This is a genomic window from Microcella alkalica (assembly GCF_014595885.1).
GTDB classification, from domain to species: Bacteria; Actinomycetota; Actinomycetes; order Actinomycetales; family Microbacteriaceae; genus Microcella; species Microcella alkaliphila_B.
Map to the genome: position 1 here is coordinate 1 of NZ_JABUKC010000001.1, position 25,873 is coordinate 25,873.

25 protein-coding genes and 1 pseudogene are annotated in these 25,873 nt (G+C 72.8%); 17 read left to right on the forward strand and 9 right to left on the reverse strand.

What is annotated here, in order from left to right; translation table 11 throughout:
* Nucleotides 1-112: 112 nt before the first annotated feature.
* The 6 genes and pseudogenes from ID804_RS12525 to ID804_RS00025 all read left to right on the forward strand — a co-directional run.
* Nucleotides 113-505 (forward strand): annotated as a pseudogene (locus ID804_RS12525) (ATP-dependent nuclease); the annotation flags it as partial.
* Nucleotides 482-1,333: an ATP-dependent nuclease gene (locus ID804_RS00005; protein WP_464515809.1), complete on the forward strand. Its 852-nt coding sequence runs from the start codon at nucleotides 482-484 to the stop codon at nucleotides 1,331-1,333. The pseudogene ID804_RS12525 and the gene ID804_RS00005, both read left to right, overlap by 24 nt.
* Nucleotides 1,334-1,454: 121 nt before the next feature.
* A complete protein-coding gene (locus tag ID804_RS00010) occupies nucleotides 1,455-1,994 on the forward strand; it encodes a YaeQ family protein (protein WP_169076943.1) in 540 nt (179 codons plus the stop codon).
* 12 nt (nucleotides 1,995-2,006) lie between these two features.
* Nucleotides 2,007-2,456, forward strand: coding sequence for a GNAT family N-acetyltransferase (locus ID804_RS00015; protein ID WP_169076944.1), 450 nt, complete (start codon nucleotides 2,007-2,009; stop codon nucleotides 2,454-2,456).
* A gap of 38 nt (nucleotides 2,457-2,494) precedes the next feature.
* Nucleotides 2,495-3,097, forward strand: a complete 603-nt coding sequence (locus ID804_RS00020) for a helix-turn-helix domain-containing protein (RefSeq protein ID WP_169076945.1) — start codon at nucleotides 2,495-2,497, stop codon at nucleotides 3,095-3,097.
* Entirely contained in the window at nucleotides 3,094-4,005 is a 912-nt protein-coding gene (locus ID804_RS00025) for an EamA family transporter (RefSeq protein ID WP_396789505.1), read from the forward strand. The genes ID804_RS00020 and ID804_RS00025 overlap by 4 nt, the downstream gene beginning before the upstream one ends.
* On the opposite strand, the gene ID804_RS00030 is transcribed toward ID804_RS00025, so the two are convergent.
* Complete coding sequence (locus ID804_RS00030) at nucleotides 3,981-4,982, reverse strand: Brp/Blh family beta-carotene 15,15'-dioxygenase (protein WP_169076946.1); 1,002 nt, start codon at nucleotides 4,980-4,982, stop codon at nucleotides 3,981-3,983. The two genes, ID804_RS00025 and ID804_RS00030, sit on opposite strands and share 25 nt — an antisense overlap.
* Nucleotides 4,979-6,271 carry a lycopene cyclase family protein gene (locus tag ID804_RS00035; protein ID WP_169076947.1) on the reverse strand — a complete coding sequence of 431 codons (1,293 nt, stop codon included), beginning with the start codon at nucleotides 6,269-6,271 and terminating at the stop codon, nucleotides 4,979-4,981. Before ID804_RS00035 ends, ID804_RS00030 begins: the two co-directional genes overlap by 4 nt.
* A 186-nt stretch (nucleotides 6,272-6,457) precedes the next feature.
* Between ID804_RS00035 and ID804_RS00040 the strand changes: the two genes are divergently transcribed.
* The 3 genes from ID804_RS00040 (at nucleotide 6,458) to ID804_RS00050 (ending at nucleotide 9,958) form a co-directional block, all read left to right on the forward strand.
* On the forward strand, nucleotides 6,458-6,805 hold the full coding sequence (locus tag ID804_RS00040; RefSeq protein ID WP_169076948.1) for a heavy-metal-associated domain-containing protein: 348 nt from the start codon (nucleotides 6,458-6,460) through the stop codon (nucleotides 6,803-6,805).
* Nucleotides 6,806-6,968: 163 nt separating this feature from the next.
* Nucleotides 6,969-7,604: a DUF305 domain-containing protein gene (locus ID804_RS00045; RefSeq protein WP_169076949.1), complete on the forward strand. Its 636-nt coding sequence runs from the start codon at nucleotides 6,969-6,971 to the stop codon at nucleotides 7,602-7,604.
* A gap of 14 nt (nucleotides 7,605-7,618) precedes the next feature.
* The gene (locus ID804_RS00050) at nucleotides 7,619-9,958 is read left to right on the forward strand and encodes a heavy metal translocating P-type ATPase (protein WP_169076950.1); all 2,340 of its coding nucleotides are present in this window, start codon (nucleotides 7,619-7,621) and stop codon (nucleotides 9,956-9,958) included.
* Nucleotides 9,959-9,994: 36 nt separating this feature from the next.
* On the opposite strand, the gene ID804_RS00055 is transcribed toward ID804_RS00050, so the two are convergent.
* Together ID804_RS00055 and ID804_RS00060 are read right to left on the reverse strand one after the other, a co-directional pair.
* Nucleotides 9,995-11,773 (reverse strand): FAD-dependent oxidoreductase, encoded by a 1,779-nt coding sequence (locus tag ID804_RS00055; protein WP_169076951.1) that lies wholly within the window; start codon nucleotides 11,771-11,773, stop codon nucleotides 9,995-9,997.
* A gap of 3 nt (nucleotides 11,774-11,776) precedes the next feature.
* Nucleotides 11,777-13,528, reverse strand: coding sequence for an aldehyde dehydrogenase family protein (locus ID804_RS00060; protein ID WP_169076952.1), 1,752 nt, complete (start codon nucleotides 13,526-13,528; stop codon nucleotides 11,777-11,779).
* Between the two features lie 147 nt (nucleotides 13,529-13,675).
* Here ID804_RS00060 and ID804_RS00065 point away from each other — a divergent pair, with 147 nt between their 5' ends.
* The 3 genes from ID804_RS00065 to ID804_RS00075 are packed head-to-tail and all read left to right on the forward strand — an operon-like array spanning nucleotide 13,676 to nucleotide 16,324.
* Entirely contained in the window at nucleotides 13,676-14,731 is a 1,056-nt protein-coding gene (locus ID804_RS00065; RefSeq protein ID WP_169076953.1) for a type III polyketide synthase, read from the forward strand.
* Complete coding sequence (locus ID804_RS00070; RefSeq protein ID WP_169076954.1) at nucleotides 14,728-15,261, forward strand: isoprenylcysteine carboxyl methyltransferase family protein; 534 nt, start codon at nucleotides 14,728-14,730, stop codon at nucleotides 15,259-15,261. The genes ID804_RS00065 and ID804_RS00070 overlap by 4 nt, the downstream gene beginning before the upstream one ends.
* Nucleotides 15,262-15,295: 34 nt before the next feature.
* On the forward strand, nucleotides 15,296-16,324 hold the full coding sequence (locus tag ID804_RS00075; RefSeq protein ID WP_169076955.1) for an NAD(P)/FAD-dependent oxidoreductase: 1,029 nt from the start codon (nucleotides 15,296-15,298) through the stop codon (nucleotides 16,322-16,324).
* A gap of 16 nt (nucleotides 16,325-16,340) precedes the next feature.
* Here the strand turns inward: ID804_RS00075 and ID804_RS00080 are convergent, their stop codons facing one another.
* Together ID804_RS00080 and nucS are read right to left on the reverse strand one after the other, a co-directional pair.
* A complete protein-coding gene (locus ID804_RS00080; protein ID WP_169076956.1) occupies nucleotides 16,341-17,033 on the reverse strand; it encodes an HAD hydrolase-like protein in 693 nt (230 codons plus the stop codon).
* 23 nt (nucleotides 17,034-17,056) lie between these two features.
* Nucleotides 17,057-17,752 carry an endonuclease NucS gene (gene nucS / locus ID804_RS00085; protein WP_169076957.1) on the reverse strand — a complete coding sequence of 232 codons (696 nt, stop codon included), beginning with the start codon at nucleotides 17,750-17,752 and terminating at the stop codon, nucleotides 17,057-17,059.
* Between the two features lie 70 nt (nucleotides 17,753-17,822).
* Between nucS and ID804_RS00090 the strand changes: the two genes are divergently transcribed.
* Nucleotides 17,823-18,491, forward strand: a complete 669-nt coding sequence (locus tag ID804_RS00090) for a nucleoside/nucleotide kinase family protein (protein WP_317451109.1) — start codon at nucleotides 17,823-17,825, stop codon at nucleotides 18,489-18,491.
* 9 nt (nucleotides 18,492-18,500) lie between these two features.
* On the opposite strand, the gene ID804_RS00095 is transcribed toward ID804_RS00090, so the two are convergent.
* Together ID804_RS00095 and ID804_RS12380 are read right to left on the reverse strand one after the other, a co-directional pair.
* Nucleotides 18,501-19,340, reverse strand: coding sequence for an SDR family NAD(P)-dependent oxidoreductase (locus ID804_RS00095; RefSeq protein WP_169076958.1), 840 nt, complete (start codon nucleotides 19,338-19,340; stop codon nucleotides 18,501-18,503).
* A gap of 263 nt (nucleotides 19,341-19,603) precedes the next feature.
* Complete coding sequence (locus tag ID804_RS12380) at nucleotides 19,604-20,857, reverse strand: MFS transporter (RefSeq protein WP_169076959.1); 1,254 nt, start codon at nucleotides 20,855-20,857, stop codon at nucleotides 19,604-19,606.
* A gap of 117 nt (nucleotides 20,858-20,974) precedes the next feature.
* Here ID804_RS12380 and ID804_RS00105 point away from each other — a divergent pair, with 117 nt between their 5' ends.
* The 4 genes from ID804_RS00105 (at nucleotide 20,975) to ID804_RS00120 (ending at nucleotide 24,528) form a co-directional block, all read left to right on the forward strand.
* Entirely contained in the window at nucleotides 20,975-22,048 is a 1,074-nt protein-coding gene (locus ID804_RS00105) for a LacI family DNA-binding transcriptional regulator (protein ID WP_169076960.1), read from the forward strand.
* 133 nt (nucleotides 22,049-22,181) lie between these two features.
* On the forward strand, nucleotides 22,182-22,346 hold the full coding sequence (locus tag ID804_RS00110) for a CsbD family protein (protein WP_169076961.1): 165 nt from the start codon (nucleotides 22,182-22,184) through the stop codon (nucleotides 22,344-22,346).
* Nucleotides 22,347-22,475: 129 nt separating this feature from the next.
* Complete coding sequence (locus ID804_RS00115; protein WP_317451110.1) at nucleotides 22,476-23,840, forward strand: TrkH family potassium uptake protein; 1,365 nt, start codon at nucleotides 22,476-22,478, stop codon at nucleotides 23,838-23,840.
* Nucleotides 23,833-24,528: a potassium channel family protein gene (locus tag ID804_RS00120; RefSeq protein WP_211160869.1), complete on the forward strand. Its 696-nt coding sequence runs from the start codon at nucleotides 23,833-23,835 to the stop codon at nucleotides 24,526-24,528. The genes ID804_RS00115 and ID804_RS00120 overlap by 8 nt, the downstream gene beginning before the upstream one ends.
* 28 nt (nucleotides 24,529-24,556) lie before the next feature.
* Here ID804_RS00120 and ID804_RS00125 read toward each other — a convergent pair whose 3' ends face one another.
* Complete coding sequence (locus ID804_RS00125) at nucleotides 24,557-25,870, reverse strand: MATE family efflux transporter (RefSeq protein WP_317451111.1); 1,314 nt, start codon at nucleotides 25,868-25,870, stop codon at nucleotides 24,557-24,559.
* Between the last annotated feature and the right edge of the window lie 3 nt (nucleotides 25,871-25,873).

Sequence of the window (25,873 nt, forward strand, 5' to 3'; positions counted from 1 at the left end):
ACCGCGACCACCCCCACCATCGACGAGGCGGTGATACTCCCCGAGATCACCGCCGCCTAAACTAACGACAGCTGATCATCGCAACGAAGCGAAAGACCACCACTCAAACGGACGCGGCCGTCCGCGAATTGTTGAGGTTGCAGCTTCGCTCCGTAAGAACGCCCTGACAGGCTTTCAGAAGCAACTTCGTAAGGTGGCGCCGCTCGATGGACCGTTCAGCTTCGAACTTGACTTCGCCAGCGATCCTGATTATCGGCTTCTCCTTCCGAGCCTCGCGATCACCGTTAAGGAAGGCGGGCAATCTATCCGGCTTGAAGATTCCGGGTCGGGCACGCAAAGCATGGCGATCTTCGCTCTTTACGCATACCTCGCGGAGATCGAAGGAAAGGTCTTCATCCTTGGAATGGAGGAGCCCGAACAAAACCTGCACCCCCAGGCGCAGCGGCAGCTCATGAGCAACCTGGTCGGGATGGGGCTCCAGGTGATCTTCACAACCCACTCCCCAACGATCGTTGATGCCCTGGAGCATGAGCAGGTTATCTTGTGCCGTCGCGCGCAAGGGAAGACCCGGGGGCTGGAGTCTCGGCTGTCTCAAGTAAAGCCCGACTTCTTTAGCAGATCCGGGATCGATCGCGTTTCCTACTACCGATTCCACAGACGCCTAAACTCCGAGTTCCTGTTTGCGGACTTCGTCGTGGTGGTGGAAGGGCCAGCAGATGCAGCGGTCGTCGCGTCGCTCCTTGCCGACGCGGGCGCTGATGTGGCTTCTCTAGGCATCAACATCGTCACGCTCGGCAGCGTGACTTCGATTGGTCATATGTATCATCTGATGAAAGAACTTGAGATTGCGTCCGCATACATCGTGGATAAGGATTACTTTCTTCCCTACAGCAAGGATGACCGCCAGCGCAGCCTGAATGCATCTGGCTATCCCCAGTATCGAGCCGTAGCGAAGTCTGGAACTCTTCTTTCGACATTGTTTCCGAAAACAGGCGACCATTCAAAGTTAGTCCATAGCCTTCACTCAAATCACACGGAAGCAATGAAAATGTTGCGCACTGTTGGCGTATTTTGTTTCCGATACGCACTTGAGATCGACTTGGTGGCAGCACGGGAAACTCGACAGCGCCTGTTTCAATACATGGCGATACCTCCGGCGGAGCAGACTGAGTTACACCTTCTGACGAAACGCCATACCAACAAGGGGCTGAAAAGCATCGATGCAATAGTTGACGCGATTTCTGGTCTGCCGCCAACGTCCCTACCAAATTCCTTTAAAGCAATCCGTAGAGAAATTCCGATAATGGCGATCGCCGCAAAAAAGCACCCCTAGCTTCCTTGGATTCTTGCCCTGGGTTCAACCAGATGCAAGTGGTCCACGGGCGAGCCGCCGGTGTCAGCCTCGTCAAATTGAACTTCGCTCGGATGGCGCGCGACCCGTAGGCTCGAGCACCATGGCAGCCGGCGCAGTGATGCACACGTTCACGGGGCCGCTCGCCGACGTCGACCGGGGCGTGTACGAGGAGCTTTCGCTGCGGGTGGCGCGGCACCCGTCAGAGACCGACTCCTACATGCTCGTGCGCGTGCTGGCGTTCTGCCTCGAATGGGATGAGGGCGCCCAGTTCAGCGAGGGGGTCTCGGCGGTCGACGAGCCCGCGGTGGTCATCCGCGATCGCACCGGGCGGGTGACGGGCTGGATCGAGGTCGGCGCACCCGACGCCGACCGGCTGCACCGCGGCAGCAAGCTCGCCGAGCGCACCGCGATCTACACGCACCGCGACCCCGCCAAGGTGCTCGCGCTGTGGGCGGGCAAGAAGATCCACGAGGCGGAGCGCATCAGCCTGTACAGCTTCGCCCCCGGCTTCATCGACGAGGCCGTGGCGGTGCTCGAGCGCCGCAACACGATCACCGTGTCGGTGACCGAGCGGCAGCTGTACCTCGAGCTGAACGGGTCGATGTTCAGCACGGTGGTGCACGAGCATCCGCTCGCGTGATGGGGTAGGCGCATGGATGTGCGCGAACTGACCGCCGACGACTGCCACCTCGCGTATCTCGCGATGCGCGAGCTGCGACCGCAGGTCGGCGAGCTCGAGTCGTTCATCGCGCGGGTGACGCGGCAGTTCGCGCAGGGGTACCGACTCATCGGCGCGTTCGACGGCTCCGATGGCGGGCAGGAGCACGCGATCTCGGTCGCGGGGTTCCGCATCGACGAGAAGCTCGCGTGGGGCCGGCACGTCTACATCGACGACCTGTCGACGCTGCCGGAGGGGCGCGGCCGGGGCGGCGCGACGGCGCTGCTGCGGTGGATCGACGCGCTCGCCGCGGCGGAGGACATCACCGAGGTGCACCTCGACTCCGGCGTGCAGCCCGAGCGGCAGGCGGCGCACGCGCTGTACTTCCGTGAGGGGCACCGCATCAGCTCGTACCACTTCCAGAAGGCGTTGCCGTCGAGCTGAGCATCCACATGCACTGATAGTGCAGTATTCTGCACTGCATGGAGGACGAGATCACGGGCCTCGCGGTCGCCATCGGCGCGCGCGTGCGCTCAGAGCGCCAGGCGCGGCAGTGGACGCTCGACCAGCTCGCCGAGGCCGCGGGCGTCAGCCGCCGCATGCTAGTCACCGTCGAGCAGGGCGCCGCGAACCCCAGCCTGGGCACGCTGCTGAAGCTCAGCGAGGCGCTCGGGGTGGCCCTGCCGGTGCTCGTCGAGCTCCCTGCGCGCGAGTCCGCGACGGTCACGCGCGCTGGCACGGGCACGGTGCTGTGGCGCGGCGACCATGGCGGTCGTGGCACGCTCGTCGCGAGCGCGACGCTGCCCGACGCCTTCGAGCTGTGGGAGTGGACACTCGAGCCCGGCGACCGCCTCGACTCGGCCGCGCACACTCCCGGCACGCGCGAGCTGCTGCAGGTGCTCGACGGCGCCGTGATCGTCGAGGTCGACGACGTCGCGCACGAGCTGGCGGCGGGGGATGCGCTGGCCTTCGCCGGCGACGTCGCACACGCCTACGCGGCGGCGGGCCGCGATCGCGCGCGCTTCACCCTCGCGGTGTACGAGCCGGCGGCGGGCGGCGTGCGCTCAGCGGGGGTGCACTCGTGAGCGTCGGAGTCAGCCCGCTCACCCGCGTGCCGCCGTGGAGCTACGCCCTGCTCGCCATGCTCTCGGTGCAGCTGGGCTCAGCGCTCTCGGTCGGGCTCATCGACGAGGTCGGCGCGGCTGGCACGGCGTGGCTGCGGCTCAGCATGGGCGCGGTGCTCTTCATCGTCATCGCTCGGCCGCGGCTGTCGGCGATCCGTCGCGCCGACGTCGTGCCGCTGCTCGTGCTCGGCGTCGCGACCGGGCTCATGACCGTGTTCTTCCTCGCGGCGCTCGAGCGCATCCCGCTCGGCACGGCGGTCGCGATCGAGTTCCTCGGCCCGCTCACCGTCGCCGCCGCGCGCAGCGGCAGCCGTCGCGCGCTCGTCTGGCCGATCGTCGCGTTCGTCGGCGTCGTGCTGCTGACCGAGCCGTGGCTCGGCGAGATCGACCTGCTCGGCGTCGGCTTCGCGGCCATCGCCGCCGTCGGCTGGGGAACGTACATCCTCTACACGCAGCGCATCGGCGACCGGTTCGACGGCATCCAGGGGCTCGCGCTGACGATTCCGGTGGCGGCGCTCGCCGCGGCGGTCGTCGGCGTTCCGCAGGCGTGGGGCGCCATCGACGGCCGCGTGCTGCTCATCGCCCTCGGGCTCGCCGTGCTGCTGCCCGTGCTGCCGTTCGCGCTCGAGATGCTCGCCCTGCGGCGCATGACCCACACCGCCTTCGGCACGCTCATGGCCGTCGAGCCGGCCATCGGCCTGACGCTCGGCCTGCTCGTGCTTGCGCAGTCGCCGTCGCTCGTGCAGGTGGTCGGCATCGCCGTCGTCGTGCTCGCGGGCGCGGCCGCGCAGCGTGGCGGGCGGCGCGCGGCGGCGGATGCTCGGCGCGAGCCGAGCGACGGGGATCAGCTGCCCGAGCTCATCGGCTGAGCCGCGCCGCCCCGCGCGGTCGCGCTCGCACCCGCTCCGGCTCGCGCGAGCGCCCGGTCGCCGAGCGCGACGAGCACCATGTGCGGCACGGTCAGCGCGGCCAGCCCGATGAACACGACGCGCAGCAGCTGCTCGTCGAGGGTCGCGGCCGTCGCCGTCGCGGCCACGAACCACGCGGCGACCAGCAGCGGCACGATCGTGTACGCGACGACGACGAGTGCGACGACCCGGCGGGGCTGCTCGCGCTCCTCCGCGAAGCCCTCGCGCAGGTGCCGGGCGCTGTGCAGCGTGCAGAAGTAGACGATGAAGAACACCAGGGGCGGCGTGGTGAGGGCGAGCAGCGCGACGAGGGCCAGCTCGCCGGCCTCGTGCGGGGCGCGTCGAGCGGCGATGATCGCGGTGCCGAGCAGCAGGACGAGCAGCGGGATGCCCAGCGCGGCCTGCGCCGCGGCGACCGAGCGGGCGCCCTCGCCGGCGAGGGTCGCGTAGAGGCCGGCCACGGCATCCGTGTCGCGCAGCGCCGGCAGCGAGAGCATGCCCGCACCGGCGGCGAACCGCAGCACCGCGGGCCCCTCGCGCAGCCAGTCGCCGCCGAAGTGCGCCGCCGACACCACCAGGAACAGCACGAGCGCCGGCACCGGCGCCACGAGCCACAACCCGACGACCGCCGCCGCGACGCCGGCGTAGACGAGGTTGAACGCCGCGAACCCGACCGGCCCGCGCCACAGGCCGAGGCGGCGCGCGATGAGCGGGTCGAGGGCTCCGTGCGGCATGCCGAGCACGGCGGCGAGCAGCGCGATCGCCGCGATCTGCACGACGAGCGGCGGCTCGGGGTCGGCGAGCAGGAACGCGAGCGTCGTCGCGAGGGCGGTGCCGGTGAAGAGCCAGGTCTCGAGCGGCGGTCGGCGGCGACGGATGCCCGGGGCCGGGCCGCCGAGGCGCGTCGCCGTCGCCGGCGGGGTCGCCGTCGCGGTCACGACGCGACCTGCTCGAGGGGCTCCGGCTTGCCGATCGCCGCCGCGCGGGCCGGCCGCGGCCGCCGCGCCCCGAGGCCGACGAGGTCGCCGCGCCGGCGCCCGAGCGGTTCGGCGAGCCGCCGCGACCGGTCGGGCAGCTGCGCGAGGAACGGCAGCAGCGGCAGGCTCGCGATGATCGCGAGCAGGTCGCTGAGGCGCGCGCGATCGGTCAGGAACCGCAGCAGCCGCTCGGGCGCGACCCCCCGAGCCATGCGGGCGAAGTACTCGGCCGAGCGCTCCGGGTGCGCGCGCAGGGCCTGCAGGAAGATGCGGTCCATGTGCCGCCGCACGAACGGCTCGGGCGGGTGGCCGACGGGCGCCTCGCCGCGCGCGAGCCGCGCTGCGCAGTCGTCGGCCCACTGCTGCATGCGCGCGAAGCCGTAGCCGGTCGCGTCGCGCAGGGCGCCGCCGGCCGCGCCAGCGACGACGAGGCCGGGGATGCGCGGCGCGGGCACGTCGTCGGCGACGCGCCCCATCGGCAGCACGCCGCCCTCCTCGCGCAGCACGCGCACGCCCGGCTCGCCGAGTCGCACCCCGAGGTCGGCGAGCGCGGCGTCGCGCCCCGCCCGCACCTCAGCGGCGCGCAGCGGGTGGGGGGCGAAGCGCGTCCACTCGACGAGGGCCGTGGAGTGCGACAGCGGCAGCACGTAGACGAAGCCGAGGCCGGAGGCGTCGGCGCGCATCCCCGTCATGAGGCCCACCGCATCCGCCCCGATGCCGAGTGCGGCGAGATCGAGGCGACCGCCGTGGTCGACCTCCACGCCCGTGAAGCACTGGAACAGCAGCGCCCGCTGCCGCCTGGGCCGCGTGTCGACCACCCAGCGGGCGCGCAGCTCGCCCGCCGACGTCGAGACGACGAGCGCCTCGCCGTCGCGGCGCACCGCGCCCGCGGCGACGCCCAGGCGCAGCTCGACGTGCTCGCTCGCGGCGATGCGGGCGCGGCAGTGCGCGTAGTAGTCGGCAGCGCGCACGTAGCGGTAGGCCACGCCGTCGACGCGGTGCGGATGCGCGGCGCCGGCCTCGGCCTGGTAGACCCAGTCGTTCCAGGCGCGGGCGGTGAGCCCCTCGAGCCCGGCCGGCTCGTCGCCCCAGAAGCACCACGACCGGTCGTCGTCGTACCGGGTGCGCACGTCGACCGCGATCGCGCGCACGCTCGGCGCCGTCGTGGCGAGTCGCGCCGCGAGGGCCAGCCCGGCGCAGCCCGCGCCGAGGATCACCACGTCGGCGTCGTACGCGGGGGAGGGCTGCAATCCGGGCTCCGTCGCTCGAAGAGACGCGGCGCCGGGGGCCGGGCGCCGCTGGCGCGACGCTAAAGACGCTGGCTGGATGCTCGCCGCGCGTTCGATGACGAACAGCCGATCGTCTGCTCACCGTTCGTCGGGGGTACCCCGGCCGCCCGCTTCACATACCCGGGTGGGGTATGTCAGACTGGTCGTATGGAGACCAACGACACCCCTCGACTGAACCTGCTCGGCGACCAGAGCGCGAGCGCGGGCGGCTGCTGCGGCGGCGGCTCGTGCGGCTGCGGCCACGGCGCCGCCGAGACCGCGAGCGCCCCGGCCTCGAGCGACGCGGCCGCCACCGAATACCTCGTCACCGGCATGACCTGCGGCCACTGCGTCGCGAGCGTCAAGGAGGAGGTCGGCGCCGTCGCCGGCGTGCGGGCCGTCGACGTCGCGCTCGTCAAGGGCGGCGCCTCGCGCGTCACCGTCACCGCCGAGGGCCCCATCGACGAGGCCGCGATCCGCGCCGCCGTCGAGGAGGCGGGCTACCAGCTGGCCTGACGACACGAGTGCGACCACCGGCCCTCGGGCCGCGCCCGACGGGGCCGCGGACCGGGGGCCGCACTCGTTCCGCACGTCCGCTTGCGATACCCCCCTGGGGTATGCGAGACTCGACGGGTCGGCCCGCCACAACCGCGCCCGTGACCACCTCAGGAGGCTCACCATGACTCGCACGACCACCCGCCGCCGCGCATCCGTGGCCCTCGCCGGCGTCGCCGCGCTCGCCCTCGCCCTCACCGGCTGCGTCACCGTCAACACCGGCGGCTCGGGCGGCGGCATGGGCGGCATGGGCGACGGCATGGACGACCTGCCCGCGGGCGTGAACCGCGCCGACGCGATGTTCGCGATGATGATGATCCCCCACCACGAGCAGGCCGTCGAGATGAGCGAGCTCATGCTCGGCCGCGACGACATCGACGCCGAGATCGTCGACCTCGCCGAGCAGATCATCGCCGCGCAGGCCCCCGAGATAGAGCTCATGGAGGGCTGGCTCGACGACTGGGGCGTGCCCAGCATGGGCGGCGCCATGGGCGACGGCCACGGGGGTCACGGCGACGGCGGCCCCGGCGGCATGATGAGCGACGACGACCTCGACGCGATCGCCGAGGCCCAGGGCGACGAGGCCGAGCTGCTCTACCTCGAGGGCATGATCGAGCACCACGAGGGCGCCATCGACATGGCGCAGGACGTGCTCGACGACGGCGAATCGACCGAGGTCGCCGAGCTCGCCGAGACGATCATCACCACGCAGCAGGACGAGATCGACGACATGCGCGACCTCATCGCCGCCCGCAGCTGACCGGAGCCCCCAGCATGACCACCACCGCCACCCCCAGCACGAGCGGGCAGCCCACCCCGGCGAGCACCGCCCCCGAGCTACAGCTCGACCTCGTCGGCATGACGTGCGCCTCGTGCGCCAACCGCATCGAACGCGGGCTCAACAAGCTGCCCGGCGTGGAGGCGACCGTCAACTACGCCACCGAGCGCGCCACCGTGCGGCTCGCGCCCGACGCGGCCGCGGCAGCGGATGCGCGGCTCGACCCCGACGCGCTCGTCGCGGCGGTCGAGAAGGCCGGGTACCGGGCGTCGCTCGTCGTCCCTCGCAGCGCGAGCGCAGCATCCGCCGCCCCCGGATCGGGCTCGGCCGAGGCCGGCGCCGCCGGCGAGGCGCGCCCCGACGCGCTCGCGGCGCTGAAACAGCGGCTGCTCATCTCGACCGCGCTGACGGTGCCGGTGCTGCTGATGTCGATGATCCCGGCGCTGCAGTTCACGTACTGGCAGTGGCTCGCCCTCACCCTCGCGGCGCCCGTCGCCGTGTGGGGGGCGTGGCCGTTCCACCGGGCCGCGGCCGTCAACGCGCGGCACCTCAACGCCACCATGGACACCCTGATCTCGGTCGGCGTCTCGGCGGCGTTCCTCTGGTCGCTGTACGCGCTCTTCTTCGGCGAGGCCGGCATGCCCGGCATGACGATGACGCTGCAGCTGCTCGGCACGCCCGAGGCCGGCGCCCACGAGATCTACCTCGAGGTCGCCGCGGCCGTGACCGTGTTCATCCTGCTCGGCCGCTACCTCGAGGCCCGCGCCAAGCGCGACTCGAGCGCCGCGCTCAACGCCCTGCTCGACCTCGCCGCGCGCGACGCCGCCGTGCTGCGCGACGGCGTCGAGGTGCGCGTGCCCATCGACCAGCTGCAGCTCAACGACCGCTTCGTCGTGCGCCCCGGCGAGAAGATCGCCACCGACGGCGTCGTCGTCGAGGGCACGTCGACCGTCGACGCCTCGCTGCTCACGGGCGAGAGCGTGCCCGTCGACGTCGAGGTCGACAGCCGCGTCGTCGGCGGCACCATCAACGTCTCCGGCCGCATCGTCGTCGAGGCCTCGCGCATCGGCGCCGACACCGAGCTCGCCCGCCTCGCCCGCCTGGTCGAGGAGGCGCAGACCGGCAAGGCGCAGGTCCAGCGCCTCGCCGACCGCGTCTCGGGCGTCTTCGTGCCGATCGTGTTCGTGCTCGCGCTCGGCACGCTGCTCGGCTGGGTGCTGCTGAACGGGTCGATCGAGATCGCCTTCACCGCCGCCGTCGCGACGCTCATCATCGCCTGCCCGTGCGCGCTCGGCCTTGCCACACCGACAGCGCTGCTCGTCGGCACCGGTCGCGGCTCGCAGCTGGGCATCCTCATCAAGGGGCCCCAGGTGCTCGAGAGCACCCGCCGCATCGACACCGTCGTGCTCGACAAGACCGGCACCGTGACCACCGGGCACATGGAGGTGAGCGCCGTGGTGCCTGCGTCGGGAATCTCGGCCACCGACCTGCTGACCTTCGCCGCCGCCGCCGAGGAGGGCAGCGAGCACCCGCTCGCCCGCGCCGTCGTCGACCACGCGCGCGCCACGGGCACCGCGCTGCCTCGCGCGTCGGAGTTCGCCTCGCACGCCGGGCTCGGCGTCACCGCCGTCGTCGACGGACGGGCGGTCGCCGTCGGCCGTGCGTCGTGGCTCGCCTCCGAGTGGGCGATCGAGGTGCCGGATGCCGCGCTCGCGCCGCACGAAGCACAGGGCTCCACCCCCATCGCCGTCGCGATCGACGGAGCCTTCGCCGGCGTCGTCGTGCTCGCCGACGAGCTCAAGCCGACGTCGCGGCTCGCGGTCGCGCGGCTGCGCGAGCTCGGCCTCGAGCCGGTGCTGCTCACGGGTGACAACGCCGGAGCGGCCGCGGCCGTGGGCTCTGCGCTCGGCATCACGGATGTGCGGGCCGGGGTGACGCCGGCGGGCAAGCTCGAGGTGATCCGGTCGTTGCAGGCGTCCGGTCGCGTGGTCGCGATGGTCGGCGACGGGGTCAACGACGCGGCGGCGCTCGCGGCGGCCGACCTGGGCATCGCGATGGGCGGCGGCACCGACGCCGCGATCGCCGCGTCGGACCTCACGATCGTCTCCGGCGACTTGGCTCTCGTGGCCGACGGCATCCGGTTGGCGCGCCGCACGCTGCGCACCATCATCGGCAACCTCTTCTGGGCCTTCGGGTACAACGTCGCGGCGATCCCCGTCGCGATGCTCGGGCTGCTCAACCCGCTGCTCGCGGGGCTCGCCATGGCGTTCTCGAGCGTGTTCGTGGTGACGAACTCGCTGCGGCTGCGGTCGTTCCGGCCGCTGCCGCGGCCGTAGGGCGGGGCGGAGCGCCGCGGTGCGGGCCGGGGCGGGCTAGCGCGGCTGCGGCTCCGCCGCACGCACGCGCGGCATCGGCAGGGCGACCGGCGCGCCCGGGAGGCGCAGCTCGCCGACCGCGCCGGCCGGCACCACGGGCGACCGCGGGGGCACGGGCGGCAGCGGCACGTAGGCGGCGCCGAGCGGCGGGCGAGCATCCGCCTCGCCGCGATTCGGCCACAGGGCGAAGGCGCGCTCCGCCTGCGCGGCGATCGTGAGCGACGGGTTGACGCCGAGGTTCGCCGAGATCGCCGCGCCGTCGACGACGTGCAGGCCCTCGTGCCCGAACACGCGGTGGTACGGGTCGACGACGCCGGTCGCGGCGCTGCCGCCGATCGGGCATCCCCCGAGGAAGTGCGCCGTCATGGGCACGTCGAACACCTCGCTGATGCCCGACTGGGCGAATCCGTTCATGTGCTGCGCCATGAGCCCGTAGGCCTCGTTCGCCTCGGGGATGAACGTCGGGTTCGGTTCGCCGTGCCCCTGCTCCGACCGCAAGCGGAACCGCCCGAACAGCCCGCGCCCGGCGCGCACCGTGAGCGAGTTGTCGCGGTTCTGCATGACGAGGCCGACGATCGTGCGCTCGCTCCAGCTGCCGAGTCCGACGATCATCGAGGCGACGCGGGCGGGGTGGCGCAGCAGCTGGCCGATCCACAGCAGCCAGCGCGGCGTGCGCCGACCGCCCGGAACCGCGAGCGTCGCGAGCAGTGCGAGAGCGTTCGAGCCGTGGCCGTAGCGACAGGGCTCGATGTGCGTGTGCTCGTCGGGGTGGATCGACGACGTGATCGCGACGCCGCGGGTGAAGTCGACGCCGCGCGCGTGGCGCAGGGCGGTGGATGCTCCGCCGAGGGCCTCCGAGTTCGTGCGGGTCAGCTCGCCCAGCCGATCGGAGATGCCCGGCAGGTGCCCCTCGGCCTTCATGCGGTGCAGCAGCTGCTGGGTGCCCCAGGCTCCCGCGGCGACGACGACCTGATCGGCCGTGAGCGTGCGCTCGGTGCGACGGCCCTTGCCGGTGCGGCGCGTGGTCACCGCGTACCCGCCGCCGGGCCTCGGGGCGACCCGGGTGACCGTCGTGAGCGGCCGCACCTCGGCGCCCGCCGACTCGGCCAGATGCAGGTAGTTCTTCACGAGCGTGTTCTTCGCGTCGTGCCGGCAGCCCGTCATGCACTCGCCGCACTCGCGGCAGCCGCGCCGCGCCGGACCGGCGCCGCCGAAGTACGGGTCGGGCGACTCGACGCCCGCGCCCTCGCCGAAGTACACCCCGACCGGCGTGAGGTGGAAGCTGTCGGCGACGCCCAGGTCGGCCGCGACCTTGCGCATGACCTCGTCGGCGGGCGTGACGGTTGGGTTCATCGCCACGCCGAGCATGCGGCTCGCCTGGTCGTAGTACGGGTCGAGCTCGGCCTTCCAGTCGGTGATGTGCGCCCACTGCCGGTCGGTGAAGAACGCGTCGCTCGCCGGCCGGTAGAGCGTGTTCGCGTAGACGAGCGAGCCGCCGCCGACGCCGGCCCCGGCGAGGATCATGACGTCGTCGAGCAGGTGGATGCGCTGGATGCCCAGCAGGCCGAGTCTCGGCGCCCAGAAGAACCGCTTGAGATCCCACGAGGTGCGGGCGAACTCGTCGTCCGCGAAGCGGCGGCCCGCCTCGAGCACCGTCACGCGGTAGCCCTTCTCGACCAGGCGCAGGGCGGCGACCGAGCCGCCGAAGCCGGAGCCGATGACGATGACGTCGTGGTGGTCGGGCGACTCGTCCGTGCGCGTGCGTGCGTCGAGCATCCGCTAACCCCTCACGTAGCTGGCGATCGTGGCGACCGCGGCGGGCACGGCGGCGGGGGAGTCGTCGGCGGCGAAGCGGGTCAGGCGCTCGGCCGTGACGTGCGCGGTGCGGTTGTCGACCGACCACAGCGGCGTCGGCGACGGGCGCCACGGGCCGTGGCCGACCGTGCGCTCGACGTGCTCGGGGTCGAGCAGCAGCGCGTTGTGCACGACGCCGATGCCGCTGCCGACGTCGTGGATCTCGTGGCCGGGGAACGCGCCCCACGTCGCACCCGGCATGCCGAAGAGCGGGCCGACCCAGCAGTTGACGCCGACCGTGCCGTACTCCAAGCGCGAGACCGCGGCGTCGAGGGCGGGGCCGAGCGCGGCGTGCGTGCGGGGGTGCACGACCAGGCCCGCGCCGAGCGTGCCGGCGAGGCGCTCGTTGCAGACGGTGACTGCGGCGTCGAGGAACGCGGCCGGCTCGGCCGAGCCCGGCACGCGCACGACGCCGAGCACGGGGCCAAATACCTCGGTCGTGAACAGCGGCTCGGCGTCGTCGGCGGGGTCGAGGTGGTCGACGAGGGCGCGGGCGGCGGCCGGGTCGCCGCCGAGGTCGAGCGCGTCGGGGTGATGAGCGACGGCGGCGGCGCGGCGCTCGGCGGCGCCGGGGTAGTAGGCGGGGCGGGTCGGAGCGGCGGCGAGGTGCCCGCGCAGCATCGCCACGAGCGCGTCGGCGTGCGCCCACTCGGCCGGGATCACGACGAGCTGCGTCGCGATGCAGTTGAAGCCCGAGTTGTGCAGACGCTCGGTCGCGATGCCGCGCGCGACGGCGTCGAGGTCGGCGTCGCTCCAGTCGTCGCGGCCCTTCGCCGCACGCGCGCCCCCCGGCACGACGATGACCGGGCCGACGCCGCCGAGCTCGCTCGTGATCGGCTTGTCGAGCAGGGGGCGCTGCTCGCGTCGACGCTGCTCGTGCTCGGCTCCGGTGCCGTAGACGATCGCGTCGTGGCTCGCGCGGCTGCCGGTGATGTGCACGCGGTCGACCTGCGGGTGGTGGATGAGCGCCTGGCCGACCCGGGCATCCCCCTCGATGATGCGCACCAGATCGCGCTCGATCGCGGGGGCGAAGGCGGCGCGCAGCGCGTCGCCGACGGCCGCGTTGACGGGGTTGAGCTTGACGATCGCCGCGCTCGCCTCCTGGTACAACGCCGTCAGCACGTCGAGGGCGGGGATGCCCGTGATGTTGCCGGCGCCCAGCACCGCCGTGATCGTCGGGGCGCGCTCCGCATCGCGCAGGGCCCGCGCGACGCCCTCGCGCGCCTCGGCCAGGCTCACGCCGGGGCGCAGCCAGACGTCGGCGGAGTAGCCGGCGAGCACAACGTCCTTCACGGTGTACGGGAACGCTCGGATCGCGACCCGCCCCCGCGGCGCTCGCCGCAGCCGCCGCTCGGTGAGGGGCGTGCCGCCGGCCTCGATCGTGCGCAGCGTCTTCTCGAGCGCACTGGTGGCGCTGATGACGGCATAGGGGCCGCTCGACCACTCCTCGCCCGCGGCCGGGGTCGCCGGGTCGATGCGCTTCACGGCGCACGCAGCGGCCACCCAATCGGCCGCGGCGGCGGCAGTGCTGCGGCGCAGCTCGCGCAGCAGGGCACGCTTCTCGGCGAGGCTGCTCGCGACCCAGGCGGCGGCGCCGGCGCGCAGCGCGTCGAGGTCGGCATCGAGGGCGCTCGGCAGGGCGAGCGGGGTCGCCCCGGTCTGGTCCGCCACACCCATGACGCCTCGTCCTTCCCTCGCCGCACGCCGTCGTGCGCGACTGGGTCGAGCGTACGACGCGGTGGGGCGCGTCGGAGCACTCCCGCCTCCACCCCTTACCGCCGACGACCTGGACGCCCCCGAAGCCCCGCGTGGCAGGATGCGCGCATGCCCCGCATCGCCGCCGTCGCGCCTGTGCTGCCCGAGAACGTGCACGAGCAGCGCGAGATCACGGCGGCGCTCGCCGACCGGCTCGCGGGCGACACCGCCGCGCGCTCGGTGCTCGAGCGCGTGCACGCCGCGAGCGGCATCACGCGGCGGCACCTCGCCCTGCCGCTCGATCGGTACGCAGACCTCGACTCGTTCAGCGAGACCAACGCCCTGTTCGTCGAGCTGGCGATGCCCCTCGTCGAGCGGGCCGTGCGGGCGGCGCTCGACAGCGCTGGGCTCGCGCCGGCCGACGTCGATCACCTCTTCTTCACGACCGTCACGGGCGTGCAGGCTCCCTCGCTCGACGCGCTGCTGGCGACCTCGATGGGGTTCCGCCCCGACCTCAAGCGCGTGCCGAGTTTCGGGCTGGGCTGCGTCGCCGGCGCCGCCGGGATCGCGCGCGTCGCCGACTACCTCGCCGGGCATCCCACCGGGGTCGCGCTGCTCGTGAGCGTCGAGCTGTGCTCGCTGACGCTGCAGTGGGGCGACCAGTCGATGGCGAACGTCGTCGGCACCGGCATCTTCGGCGACGGGGCCGCGGCGGTCGTGATGGTGGGTGACGAGCATCCGCTCGCCGCTCGTCGCGGGGCCGACGTCGTCGCCACCCGCAGCGCCCTCTACCCCGACAGCGCCGAGATGATCGGCTGGCAGATCGGCGCGAGCGGCTTCACCCTCATGCTCGCCGCCGGCGTGCCCGCGCTCATCGACGGGCACTTCGCGGCCGGCGTCGACGAGCTGCTCGCGGCCGAGGGGCTGACCCGCGACGACGTCGACCGGTGGATCGCCCACCCGGGCGGCCCGCGCATCCTCGAATCGTTCACGGCCGCGCTCGACTTGCCGCCGGCCGCCCTCGACGCCTCGTGGCAGGTCATGGCGCGCACCGGCAACCTGTCGTCGGCCGCCGTGCTGCACGTGCTCGCCGAGGTCGGCGACCAGCCGGCCGGCACCCGCGCCGTGCTCTTCGCCCTCGGCCCCGGCGTCACCGCCGAGCTCGTCCTCCTGGAGTGGTCATGAGCGTCATCCTCTACTCGCTGCTCGTGCTCGCCACCGGCGTCGAGCGCCTCGTCGAGCTCGTCATCTCGAAGCGGCACGCCGCGGCCGCCTTCGCGCGCGGCGGCGTCGAGCACGGGCAGCGGCACTTCCCCTTCATGGTCGCCCTGCATACGGGGCTGCTCGTCGCGTGCATCGCCGAGGTCGTACTGCTCGACCGCCCCTTCATCGGCGCGCTCGGGTGGCCCATGCTCGTCATCGCGCTGCTGTGCCAGGCGGGCCGGTACTGGGTGATCGCCTCGCTCGGCGAGCAGTGGAACACGCGCGTCATCGTCGTGCCCGGCGCAGCGCGCGTCACCCGCGGGCCGTACCGGTTCGCCTGGCTGCGGCACCCCAACTACTGGATCGTCGCCATCGAGGGCATCGCCCTGCCGCTCGTGCACACCGCGTGGCTGACCGCGATCGTCTTCACCGTGCTCAACGCCGTGCTGCTGCTCGGCTTCCGCATCCCCGTCGAGAACCGGGCGCTGAGCGCTCTGCGAACTCCCGCATGATGCACTTTCGGCACCGCAGTGTCACACTGAGCGCATGATCCCGGCGGACGCCGATGTCGTCATCGCCGGCGGGGGCCCCGTCGGTCTCGCTCTCGCGCTCGAGCTGCACGGCCGGGGCCTCAGCGCGATCGTGCTCGAGCCGCGCACCGGCGACATCGACAAGGCCTGCGGCGAAGGCCTGATGCCCGGCGCGATCGAGGCGCTCGGCCGACTCGGCGTCGACCCGCCGGGGCATGCGATCAGAGGCATACAGTACGAGGATGCCCGTGGCGCGGTCACGCACCGCTACCGCTCGCGAGAGGGACGCGGCGTGCGACGCACGACGCTGAGCGCCCACCTCCGCGCGGCAGCCGAGGCGCGCGGGGTCGAGCTGCGCCCCGAGCGTGTCGAGCACTTCGTGCACGACGACCTCGGCGTCACCGTCAACGGCCTTCGCGCACGCTGGCTCGTCGGGGCCGACGGACTGCATTCCCGCGTGCGCATGGAAGCGGGGCTCGACGACTCGGTGCAGGGCCGTCGCCGGTACGGGCTGCGGCGGCACTACCGCGTCGCCCCCTGGAACGACGTCGTCGAAGTCACGTACGGCCCCGACTGGGAGCTCTACGCTACGCCCGTCGACGAGCGCACCGTCGGCGTCGCCGTGCTCGGGCCCAAGGGCGTCGACCTCGACGCGGCGATCACCGCGCACCCACGGCTTCGCGAGCGTCTCGCCGGCGCCGAGCTCGCCTCCGAGACCCGGGGCGCCGGCTCGCTGCGGCAGCGCGCCATCACCCGCACTCGCGGGCGCATCGCGCTCGTCGGCGACGCCTCCGGCTACGTCGACGCCATCACCGGTGAGGGCATGCGCGTCGGCTTCGCGCAGGCGGAGGTGCTCGCGGCCTGCCTCGCGCGCGACGATCTGCCCGCCTACGAGCGGGCGTGGGCGCGCTCGACGCGCGACTTCCGGCTGCTGACCGAGGGGCTCGTGCGACTCGCCGGGTCTCCGGCTCGACCGGCCATCGTGCCCGCCGCGCGGGCGATGCCCTGGCTCTTCGGCGCCGTCGTCGAACGACTCGCTCGCTAGCGCGGCCGGTGGTGGCTCAGGCCGCCGGGCGCGCCTTGGCGGGCAGCCCGAGCAGCGATCGCAGCTCGTCCGTCGACGAGGCGACGAGCGCCGCCTCGGCGTGCTCGGCATCCGAGCCGTACCCCCACGTCACGGCGATCGTCGGCACGCCATGTGCGGCGGCGCCCTCGATGTCGTGGATGCGGTCGCCGACCATGACGACGTTGTCGAGGGGCACGTCGAGCTCGCGCAGGCGCCGCAGGGCCTCCTCGACGACGTCGGCCTTCTCGCTGCGGGTCTCGTCGGCGGAGGCGCCCGTGATGACCGTGAAGCACTGCGCGATCGTGAAGTGCTCGAGCATGAGCGTCGCCGGCAGCTCGGGCTTCGATGTCGCCAGGCTCAGCGGGATGCCCGCCGCCGCGATCTGCTGCACGAGCGTGCCCATGCCGTCGAAGAGCGTCGCGTCGTAGGCGCCGCGGTCGAGGTACCGTTCGCGGTAGATGGCGAGGGCGCGGTCGGCGGTGGCCGCATCCATGCCCGCGAGATCGCGGAACGAGTCCATGATCGGTGGGCCCACCCAGCGCAGCAGCTGCTCGTATTCCGGAACCGGCATGCCGAGCTGCTCGAAGGTGTACGCGAGCGTGTCGGTGATGCCCGGCGCCGAGTCGGTGATCGTGCCGTCGAGGTCGAGCAGGATCGCCGAGAACGGCGGGCGGGGGGTCGGCAGCATGCCTCGAGCCTAGGCGAGCGCCCTCAGAACAGCCGGGGCACCCCGTCGTCGAGGCCGCGCATCGCGTCGTAGTCGAGCAGCAGGCAGCGGATGCCGCGATCCTCGGCGAGGGTGCGCGCCTGCGGGGCGATCTCCTGCGCGGCGAAGACGCCGGCGACCGGCGCCAGCAGCGGGTCGCGGTTCATGAGCTCGAGGTAGCGGGTCAGCTGCTCGACGCCGTCGATGCCGCCGCGGCGCTTGATCTCGACCGCGACGGAGCCGCCCTCGGGGTCGCGCGCGAGGATGTCGACCGGGCCGATCGCCGTCATGTACTCGCGGCGCACGAGCGTGTGCCCGGGACCCAGCAGCTCGATCTGCTCGGCGAGCAGCTTCTGCAGGTGCGCCTCGACGCCGTCCTTCTGCAGGCCGGGGTCGACGCCGAGGTCGTGGGCGGTCTCGTGCAGCACCTCGTGCACGCTCACGACGAGCATGTCGGCGGTCTTCGCGTGCGTGACGCGCCACAGCTCGACGACGCCGGCCTCGCGCTGGTCGTCGTCGGGCTCCTCGACGGTGAGGGTGCACGGGGGGCTCATCCAGTTGAGCGGCTTGTACGAGCCGCCGTCGGAGTGCACGAGCAGACTGCCGTCGTTCTTGTGGATGAGCAGCCGCGTCGCGAGCGGCAGGTGCGCGCTGAGGCGTCCGGCGTAGTCGACGGAGCAGCGGGCGATCACGAGTCTCACCGCTTTACGCTACCGGCCCGAGGTGCGGACGAGCGTCGTGCAAGATGGTCCGATGGGGCAGCGGGAGCACGTGGTCGAGCAGATCGCCGCGAACCTGTCGGGGCGACGGCTCGGGCATCCTCATCGAGTCGGCGTGGACGGGCTCGTGGGCGCCGGCAAGTCCGTCTTCGCGCGCGAGCTCGTGGCGGCGCTCCGCGCGCACGGCCGGCAAGCAGTGCACCTGGATTCCGACGGCTTCCATCATCCGCGGGCGATCCGATACCGGCAGGGCCGCGACTCCGCGCGGGGCTACTACGAGGACGCCTACGATCTGGAGGCGCTCGCCGACCGTGTGCTGAGACCTCTCGGGACGCCCGGATCCTCGACATACGCGATGAGAGTCCACGACATGTCGACCGACGAGACGATCAGCGGCGCGACGGCCACGGCCGATTGCGATGCGATCATCGTTTTCGACGGCACGTTCCTCCAGCGCGGCCAGTTGCGCGAGCTGTGGGACGACGTGATCTGGCTCGAGGTCGACCGGGCGACGGCGCTCGCTCGCGGTGCGGCGCGCGACGCGGTGAGTCTCGGGGGCGAGGCAGCCGCATTCGCCGCATTCGCGTCGCGCTACATGGCCGCGTGCGACCTCTCCACGATCGAGGAGCGTCCAGCTGAGCGCGCCTCCATCGTCATCGAGCACACCGACCCGATGGCGCCGCGCGTGATCCGGCTGCCAGGCGAGCCCGCGTCAGACTGACAGGCCGGCTCAGCCCCACAGCCCGGGGCGACGCTCCTCGGCCACCGAATTGCCGCCGTCGACGACGACGAGCTGCCCGGTGATGTAGCTCGCGCCGGGGGAGGCGAGCCACGCGATCGCGCTCGCGACCTCGTCGGGGCGACCGCTGCGCCCGAGCGGCACGAGCTCGCCCTCGACGGTTTCCTGCGCCAGCTGCGAGGCCGTCGCGATCCACCCGGGAGCGACCGCGTTCACCGAGATCCCGTGCCGGGCCTCGTCGATCGCGAGCCCGCGCGTGAAGCCCAGCACCCCGGCCTTCGCGGTCGCGTAGCCGAGGTCGTCGCGCGCCGCCTGCACCGCCCCGGTCGTGCTCGCGACCGTGACGATGCGGCCCCACCCGCGTTCGCGCATCCGCCCGATGACGGCCCGCGTCACCAGGAAGACGCTCGTGAGGTTGACGTCCACCGCGCTGCGCCACTCGTCGACGCTCATGCCGATGTCGCCGCGCGGGAACTCCTCGCCGACCGCGACCATGCCGGCGTTATTGACGAGGATGTCCGGCTCGGCGCCCAGCGCCCGCACCGCCCCGATCGCGGCGTGCGCCGCACTCTCGGTCTCGAGCCGCGCGACGACGCCGTCGGCGTCGTGCCCCTCGGCGCGCAGCTCGGCCACGCGCTGCTCGATGCGGTCGGTCGTGGCGGTCATGACGACGCGGGCACCGAGCTGCGCGAGCGCGCGGGCGCAGGCGAAGCCGATGCCCTCGGCCGAGCCGCACCCGGTGACGAGGGCGGTGCGACCCGAGAGGTCGAGCGCGGCGGGGAGGGGGTGCGCGGCGGCGGCCGGCTGCGCGGCGGCGGTGGAGGTGCTCATGCGCTCATCCTCGCGCGGTCGGGGCGTCCGGTCCGTTCGCCGATGCGATCTGCAGGAGTCGGCGGGTTCGTCGGCGCCGACTGACGCGTCACGTCGGGGCTCGGCGCTCCACGCTCCTGCAGATCGCACTGAGTGCGGCGGGGGCGCCGCGAGGGGGATGCCGCGGCGGGGGCGCCGCGACGGGGGCGCCGCGGCGAGGGCGTCGCGACGAGGGATCGCCGCGTCGGGTGTGTGGCGCTGCGACGCACCGCGGCGGCGCCGCGTCAGTCGGCGCGCGCCTCAGCGGCGACGTCGCCGGCCGCACCACCGCGCGCCGCCGCACCGCGCTCGCGCGCGGCCCCCGACGCGAGCGCCGCGACGAGGATGAGCACGAGCACCACCCACAGGGCGTTCAGCAGCCCGATCTGCTCGCCGAGGAACCCGATGACGGGCGGCCCCACGAGGAACGCGAAGTACCCGACGGTCGCGACCGCGGCGACCGAGGCGGCGGCGCGGCGCGGGTCGTCGGCGGCGGCCGACATGCCGACGGGGAAGCCGAGCGATGAGCCGAGGCCCCAGGCGAAGATGCCGAGCGCGGCGATGACGGGCTGCTCGACCGTGATGACGACGGCGAGGCCGACCGCGGCGAGCACGGCCGATCCGCGCAGCACGGGCACGCGGCCGAAGCGGTCGAGCACCCACACGCCGGCGATGCGGCCGGTGGTCATGGCGGCGGCGAAGATGCCGAAGGCGAGGGCTCCGGTCGCCTCGTCGGCGCCGCGCCCGTCGACGACGGCGAGCGCGAGCCAGTCGTTCGCGGAGCCCTCGGCGAAGGCCATGCCGAGCACGATGAGCCCGATGAAGAGGATGCGCGGCTCGCGCCAGATCGACAGGCGCTCTCGCCACGTGGTGCGCTCCGATCCCGGCCCGTCGTCGTCGAGGCCCGGCAGCGCCTCGTCCCGCGGCAGCAGCCGCACGACCGCGACGGTGAGCCCGATGAGCACGAGCCCGGTCACGCCGGCGTGCCAGTCGACGCCGACGCCGAGGTCGGCGACGCCGGCGGCGATGGCCGCGCCGACGACGGTGCCGATGCTCCACGAGGCGTGGAACCACGGCATGATCGCGCGACCCTGCGCCTGCTCGACGCCGGCCCCTTCGACGTTCATGGCGACGTCGGTGATGCCGGCTCCTGCGCCGAAGACGACGAGCGAGGCGAGCACGAGCGCGTACGAGCCGAACGTCTCGGCACCGATGCCGATGCCGGCGAGGGCGAGCGAGGTGGCGGTGAGCCCGCCGAGGATGACCCGGCGGGTGCCGAAGCGGGCGATGATGTGGCTCGAGCCGAGCAGGCCGATGATCGAGCCGGCGGCCATGCCGAAGATGAGCACGCCGAACTGGTCGGTGCGCACGTCGAGCGCGTCGCGGATCGCGGGCGTGCGCGCCACCCAGGTCGCGGTGGTGACGCCGCACAGGGCGAAGATCGCGAAGACGGCGAAGCGCCACGGGGCGAGGCGCGGGGTGGTGGTGGGCGTGCTCACGAGCGGTGACTCTCTGACTGGCGAGGGGAGGGCGCCGCGACCTGCAGCACCCGGCGAGGGGCGGAGGAACGCCGATCGAATCGATTCGACAGGCGAATTCGACTACGCTAACAGCCGATGGCGACCCCGGCAAACCCCTCAGGCGACGGCGCTCGGGCGACGCTCGCGCAGGTCGCCGCCCGCGCCGGCGTGAGCCCGTCGACGGCGAGCCTGGCCTTCAGCGGCGCCGGCCCGGTCGCCGACGAGACCCGCGAGCGCGTGCTCGCCGCCGCCCGTGAGCTCGACTACGGCGGCCCCGACCCCCGCGCTCGCAGCCTGCGCACCGGCCGCAGCGGCATCATCGCCGTCGTCATGGAGGACCGCATCCGCGTCGCCTTCCGCGACCCCATGGTCGTGACCCTGCTCGACGGCATCGCCGACGAGATCGGCACCGCCGGCTACAGCCTCCTGCTGCTGACCGACAGCCTCGAGCGCGCCGAGGGCGGTCTGCGCGATGCGCCGATGGATGCCGCGCTCCTGCTCGGCTGCAGCACCGATCTCGACCCCGCCGTCAAGGTGCTGAGCCAGCGCCAGGTGCCGCTCATCGGCGTCGAGGCCGAGCCGCGCCTGGGCATGCACCTGGTCGACATCGACAACCGCGAGGGCATGCGCGCCGGCGCGCAGCACCTGCACGACCTCGGCCACCGCCGCGTCGGCACGATCACGCTGCCGATGGATCGCGAGCACACCCGCGGCCCCCTCGACCCGGAGTGGGTCGAGCGCTCCGTCGCCTACACGGGGCTCGAGCGGCTCGCCGGAGTGCGCGATGTCTTCCCCGACGCCCCCGCCGTCGTCGCCGCCGGCAGCCTCATCGAGGAGGGCCTCGTCGCGGCCCGCGCCCTGCTCGACGCGCACCCCGACCTCACGGCGATCATCGGGCAGAGCGACCTGCTGGCCCTCGGCGCCATCCAGGCGATCGAAGAACGGGGGATGCGCGTGCCCGACGACGTGAGCGTGCTCGGCTTCGACGGCGCCCGCATCGACGGCCTCACGAGCCACCGCCTCACGACGGTCGTGCAGCCGGGCGTGGAGAAGGGTCGGGCCGCCGCGCGACTCGCGCTCGCGGCCCTCGCCGGCGAGCCGGTGGAGAGCGTGGTGTTCCGCACCGAGCTGCGGCGAGGCGACACCACGGCCGCGCCCCGCACCGCCTGAAGTCGCCCGCGCCTGAGCGCAGCATCCGCGTCGCCTGATGGAGCACTGGGCGCCGCCCCCGTCAACCGGGTACCGCGCGCCCGCTCGGGCGACGACCGTGGAGGCACCGACTCGACGAACGAGAGGAGCCACGATGAACGACCGCATGAACCACAAGGGCGAGGAGCTCGGCGGCAAGCTCAAGGAGGGCGTCGGCAAGATGACTGACGACGAGCGCCTCGAGGCCGAGGGCCGCGCCGACCAGACCAAGGCGAACCTCAAGCAGGCGGGCGACGACGTGAAGGACGCGTTCCGCTGATCGTCACCGCGTGAGCCGACGGGCGCCCGACCTCCAGGTGGTCGGGCGCCCGTTCGCGTGCGGGGCACGCTCGGGGGTCGCTCCGGGCCACGACTTGACAGGCGGTGCGCGAGGAGTACGGTTGCGCGAGTGCCGCACTCCAGGGCCCGCTCGGTCCGCCCTCGAAAGCGCCTTCAGCTCAGCCCGCCGCAGGCCGTCGTCCTCGGGTTCCTCGGCGCCATCCTCGCCGCGACAGGTCTGCTCGCGATGCCGTTCTCGCACCCCGACGACGACTCGGTGACGATCCTCGACGCGGCGTTCACCGCGGTCTCCGCGGTCTCGGTCACGGGGCACGTCGTCGTCGACACCGCCACCGCCTGGTCGTTCGTCGGACAGCTCGTCATCGTGTTCTTCATCCAGCTCGGTGGCCTCGGCATCATGCTGGTCGCCTCGCTCATCGGTCTCGCCCTCGCTCGGCGCTACTCGCTGCGCGGACGCGCGCTGACCGGCGCCGAGAACCAGGGCGTCACCACTGGCGATGCCGCGCGCCTGGCGAAGGGCATCCTCGCCACGAGCCTCGCCATTGAGGGCGTCGTCGCTCTTATCCTCACCGTTCGGTTGGCGTCTCAGTACGGCGAGAGCCTCGGAGACGCGATCTGGCACGGAGTCTTCCTGGCGGTGTCGAGCTTCAACAACGCCGGCTTCGCCCCCTACTCCGACAACATGATCGGCTTCGCGACCGACCCCGTCATCGTGCTGCCGATGGCGTTCGCGACCATCCTCGGCGGGCTCGGCTTCCCCGTCCTGCGGCAGTTGCGAAAGGAGTTCCGCCGTCCGCTTCACTGGACGATGAACACCAACATCGTGCTCGCCATGACCGGTCTGCTGCTCGTGCTCGGCACCGCCTACATCGCGGTGCTGGAGTGGAGCAATCCGGCCACGATCGGCGGCATGACGCCGTCGGAGCGCGTGCTCGTCGCCTTCTTTCACTCAGTGCAGGCTCGCACCTCGGGCTTCAACAGCGTCGACATCGGCCAGATGACGAGTGAGACCTGGCTCGGCCTCGATGTGCTCATGTTCATCGGCGGCGGGCCGGCTGGCACCGCGGGCGGCATCAAGGTGACGACGTTCGCCGTGCTGCTGTTCATCATCCTGACCGAGCTGCGCGGGCAGCAGGCCGTGAACATCTTCGGCAAGCGGCTCTCGCGCGCCGTGCACCGTGAGGCCATCACGATCGCGCTGCTCTCCCTCGCCGCGGTCATGTCGGCGACCGTCGTGCTCATGCTCGTGAGCGACCTCGAGCTCGACGTTCTGCTCTTCGAGGCGATCTCCGCCTTCGGCACCGTGGGCCTGAGCACCGGCATCACGGCCGACCTGCCGCCGGCCGGCCAGATCGTGCTCATGGTGCTCATGTTCCTCGGCCGCCTCGGCCCGCTCACGCTGGGCACAGCACTCGTGCTGCGCCAGCGCGCCCTGCTCTACGAACTGCCCAAGGAAAGGCCCGTCATTGGCTAGTCGACTCTTCTCCAGCTCGCGCACGGCCCGCATCGCCGAAGCCGATTCGGTCGCCGTCATCGGCCTCGGCCGGTTCGGCCAGTCGCTCGCGCTCGAGCTCATGGCCTCCGGCACGGAGGTGCTTGGCATCGACGCGAGCGAGGAGATCGTGCAGGGTCTCAACGGCGAGCTCACCCAGGTGGTGCGCGCCGACTCCACCAAGCCCGAGGCGCTGCGCCAGCTCGCGGTGCACGAGTTCGATCGCGTCGTCGTGGCGATCGGCTCCGACATCCAGGCGAGCATCCTCACCACGTCCGTGCTGCTGCAGTTCGGCATCCCGCAGATCTGGGCGAAGGCGACGAACGATGCGCACGGCCAGATCCTGTCGCAGCTCGGCGTCGACCACGTGATCTACCCGGAGAAGGACATGGGGCGACGCGTGGCCCACCTCGTGCGCGGCGCAGCCCTCGACTACATCGAGGTCGGCGACGACTACGCGATCGTGAAGACCAGCCCCGCGGCGAGCATCGTCGGCCGCCGCCTCGGCGAGACCCGAATCCGGCAGCAGCACGGCGTCACCGTCATGGCCGTGCGCCGCGACGGCTCGCCGTGGTGCAACGCCGACGCCGACACGGTGCTGCGTGAGGGCGACACCATCCTCGTCGCCGGGCCCATCCGGGCCGCGGAGGAGTTCGCCCAGCTGCGTTGAGAACTTCGCGGGCGCGACGGGGCCGCCCTCAGCGCGACGCGCCCGTCACCACCCACGCTGTCCCGCGCGCCCGCAGCCCCAGCGTCACCGCCCGGGCCCCCAGGTACACGAACGTGAACGCGCCCAGCAGGGCCGCGAGCCCCGCGCCCGTCGCGGCGACGAGGGCGAGCGCCGCCAGGTACGCGAGCAGGTTGAGGATGCCCGTGAGCGCCAGATACCGCCCGTCACCGGCCCCGATGAGCACGCCGTCGAGCACGAACACGAGCCCGGCGAGCGGTAGCCCGAGCGCGAGGATCAGCAGGGCGCCGGGCAGGGCATCCCGCACCCGCTCGTCGGAGGTCACGACCAGCGACAGCGGCACCGCGAGCGCCACCACGACGACCGTCAGCGCCGCGCCGACCACGACGCCCCACCCGACGAGCCGCCGCGTGAGCGCGTGCACGCGCGCGACGTCCGCGGCGCCCAGCCCGTGACCGATGAGCGCCTGCCCGGCGATCGCGAGCGCGTCGAGGGCGAGGGCGAGGAGGCTGTAGACGGCGAACCACACGTGCGTCGCCGCGAGCTCGACCGTGCCGAGCTGCGTCGCCGCGACCACCGTCACGACGAGCGCCACCCGCAGCGACAGCGTGCGCAGCAGCAGCCACGACCCCGCCGACAGCGCCGCGCGCACCCCCAGCAGGCCCGGCCGCAGCGGGGCGGCAGCGTCGCGCCCGGCCCGCACGACCACGCCGACGAGCACCACCGCCATGCCCCACTGGGCGACGACCGTGCCGATCGCCGAGCCCGCGATGCCGAGCCCGAGCCCGTAGATGAGCAGGGCGTTGAGCACGATGTTCGCGCCGAAGCCCCACAGGGCGACCACGAGCGGGGTGCGCGCGTCCTGCAGGCCACGCAGCACGCCCGTCGCCGCGAACACCAGCAGCATCGCCGGCAGACCCCACACGCACAGCACGAGGTACTGCACGGCCGCCCCCGCGACCGGCTCGCTCGTGCCGAAGGCGTCGACGATGAGGGGTGAGGCCGGCCAGAGCAGCGCCAGCAGCAGCACGCCGATGCCGGCCGCGAGCCACAGCCCGTCGACGCCCGCGGTGATCGCGCCGGCCCGGTCGCCGGATCCCAGCCGTCGCGCCACCGCCGGGGTCGTCGCGTAGGCGAGGAACACGAGCAGACCGATCGCCGTCTGCAGCACCGTCGAGGCGACGCCGAGCCCGGCGAGGGCATCCGCCCCCAGATGGCCGACCATCGCCGTGTCGGTCAGCACGAACAGCGGCTCGGCCACGAGCGCGCCCAGCGACGGCACGGCGAGCCGCAGGATCTCGCGGTCGACGGGTCGCAGGCGCACCCG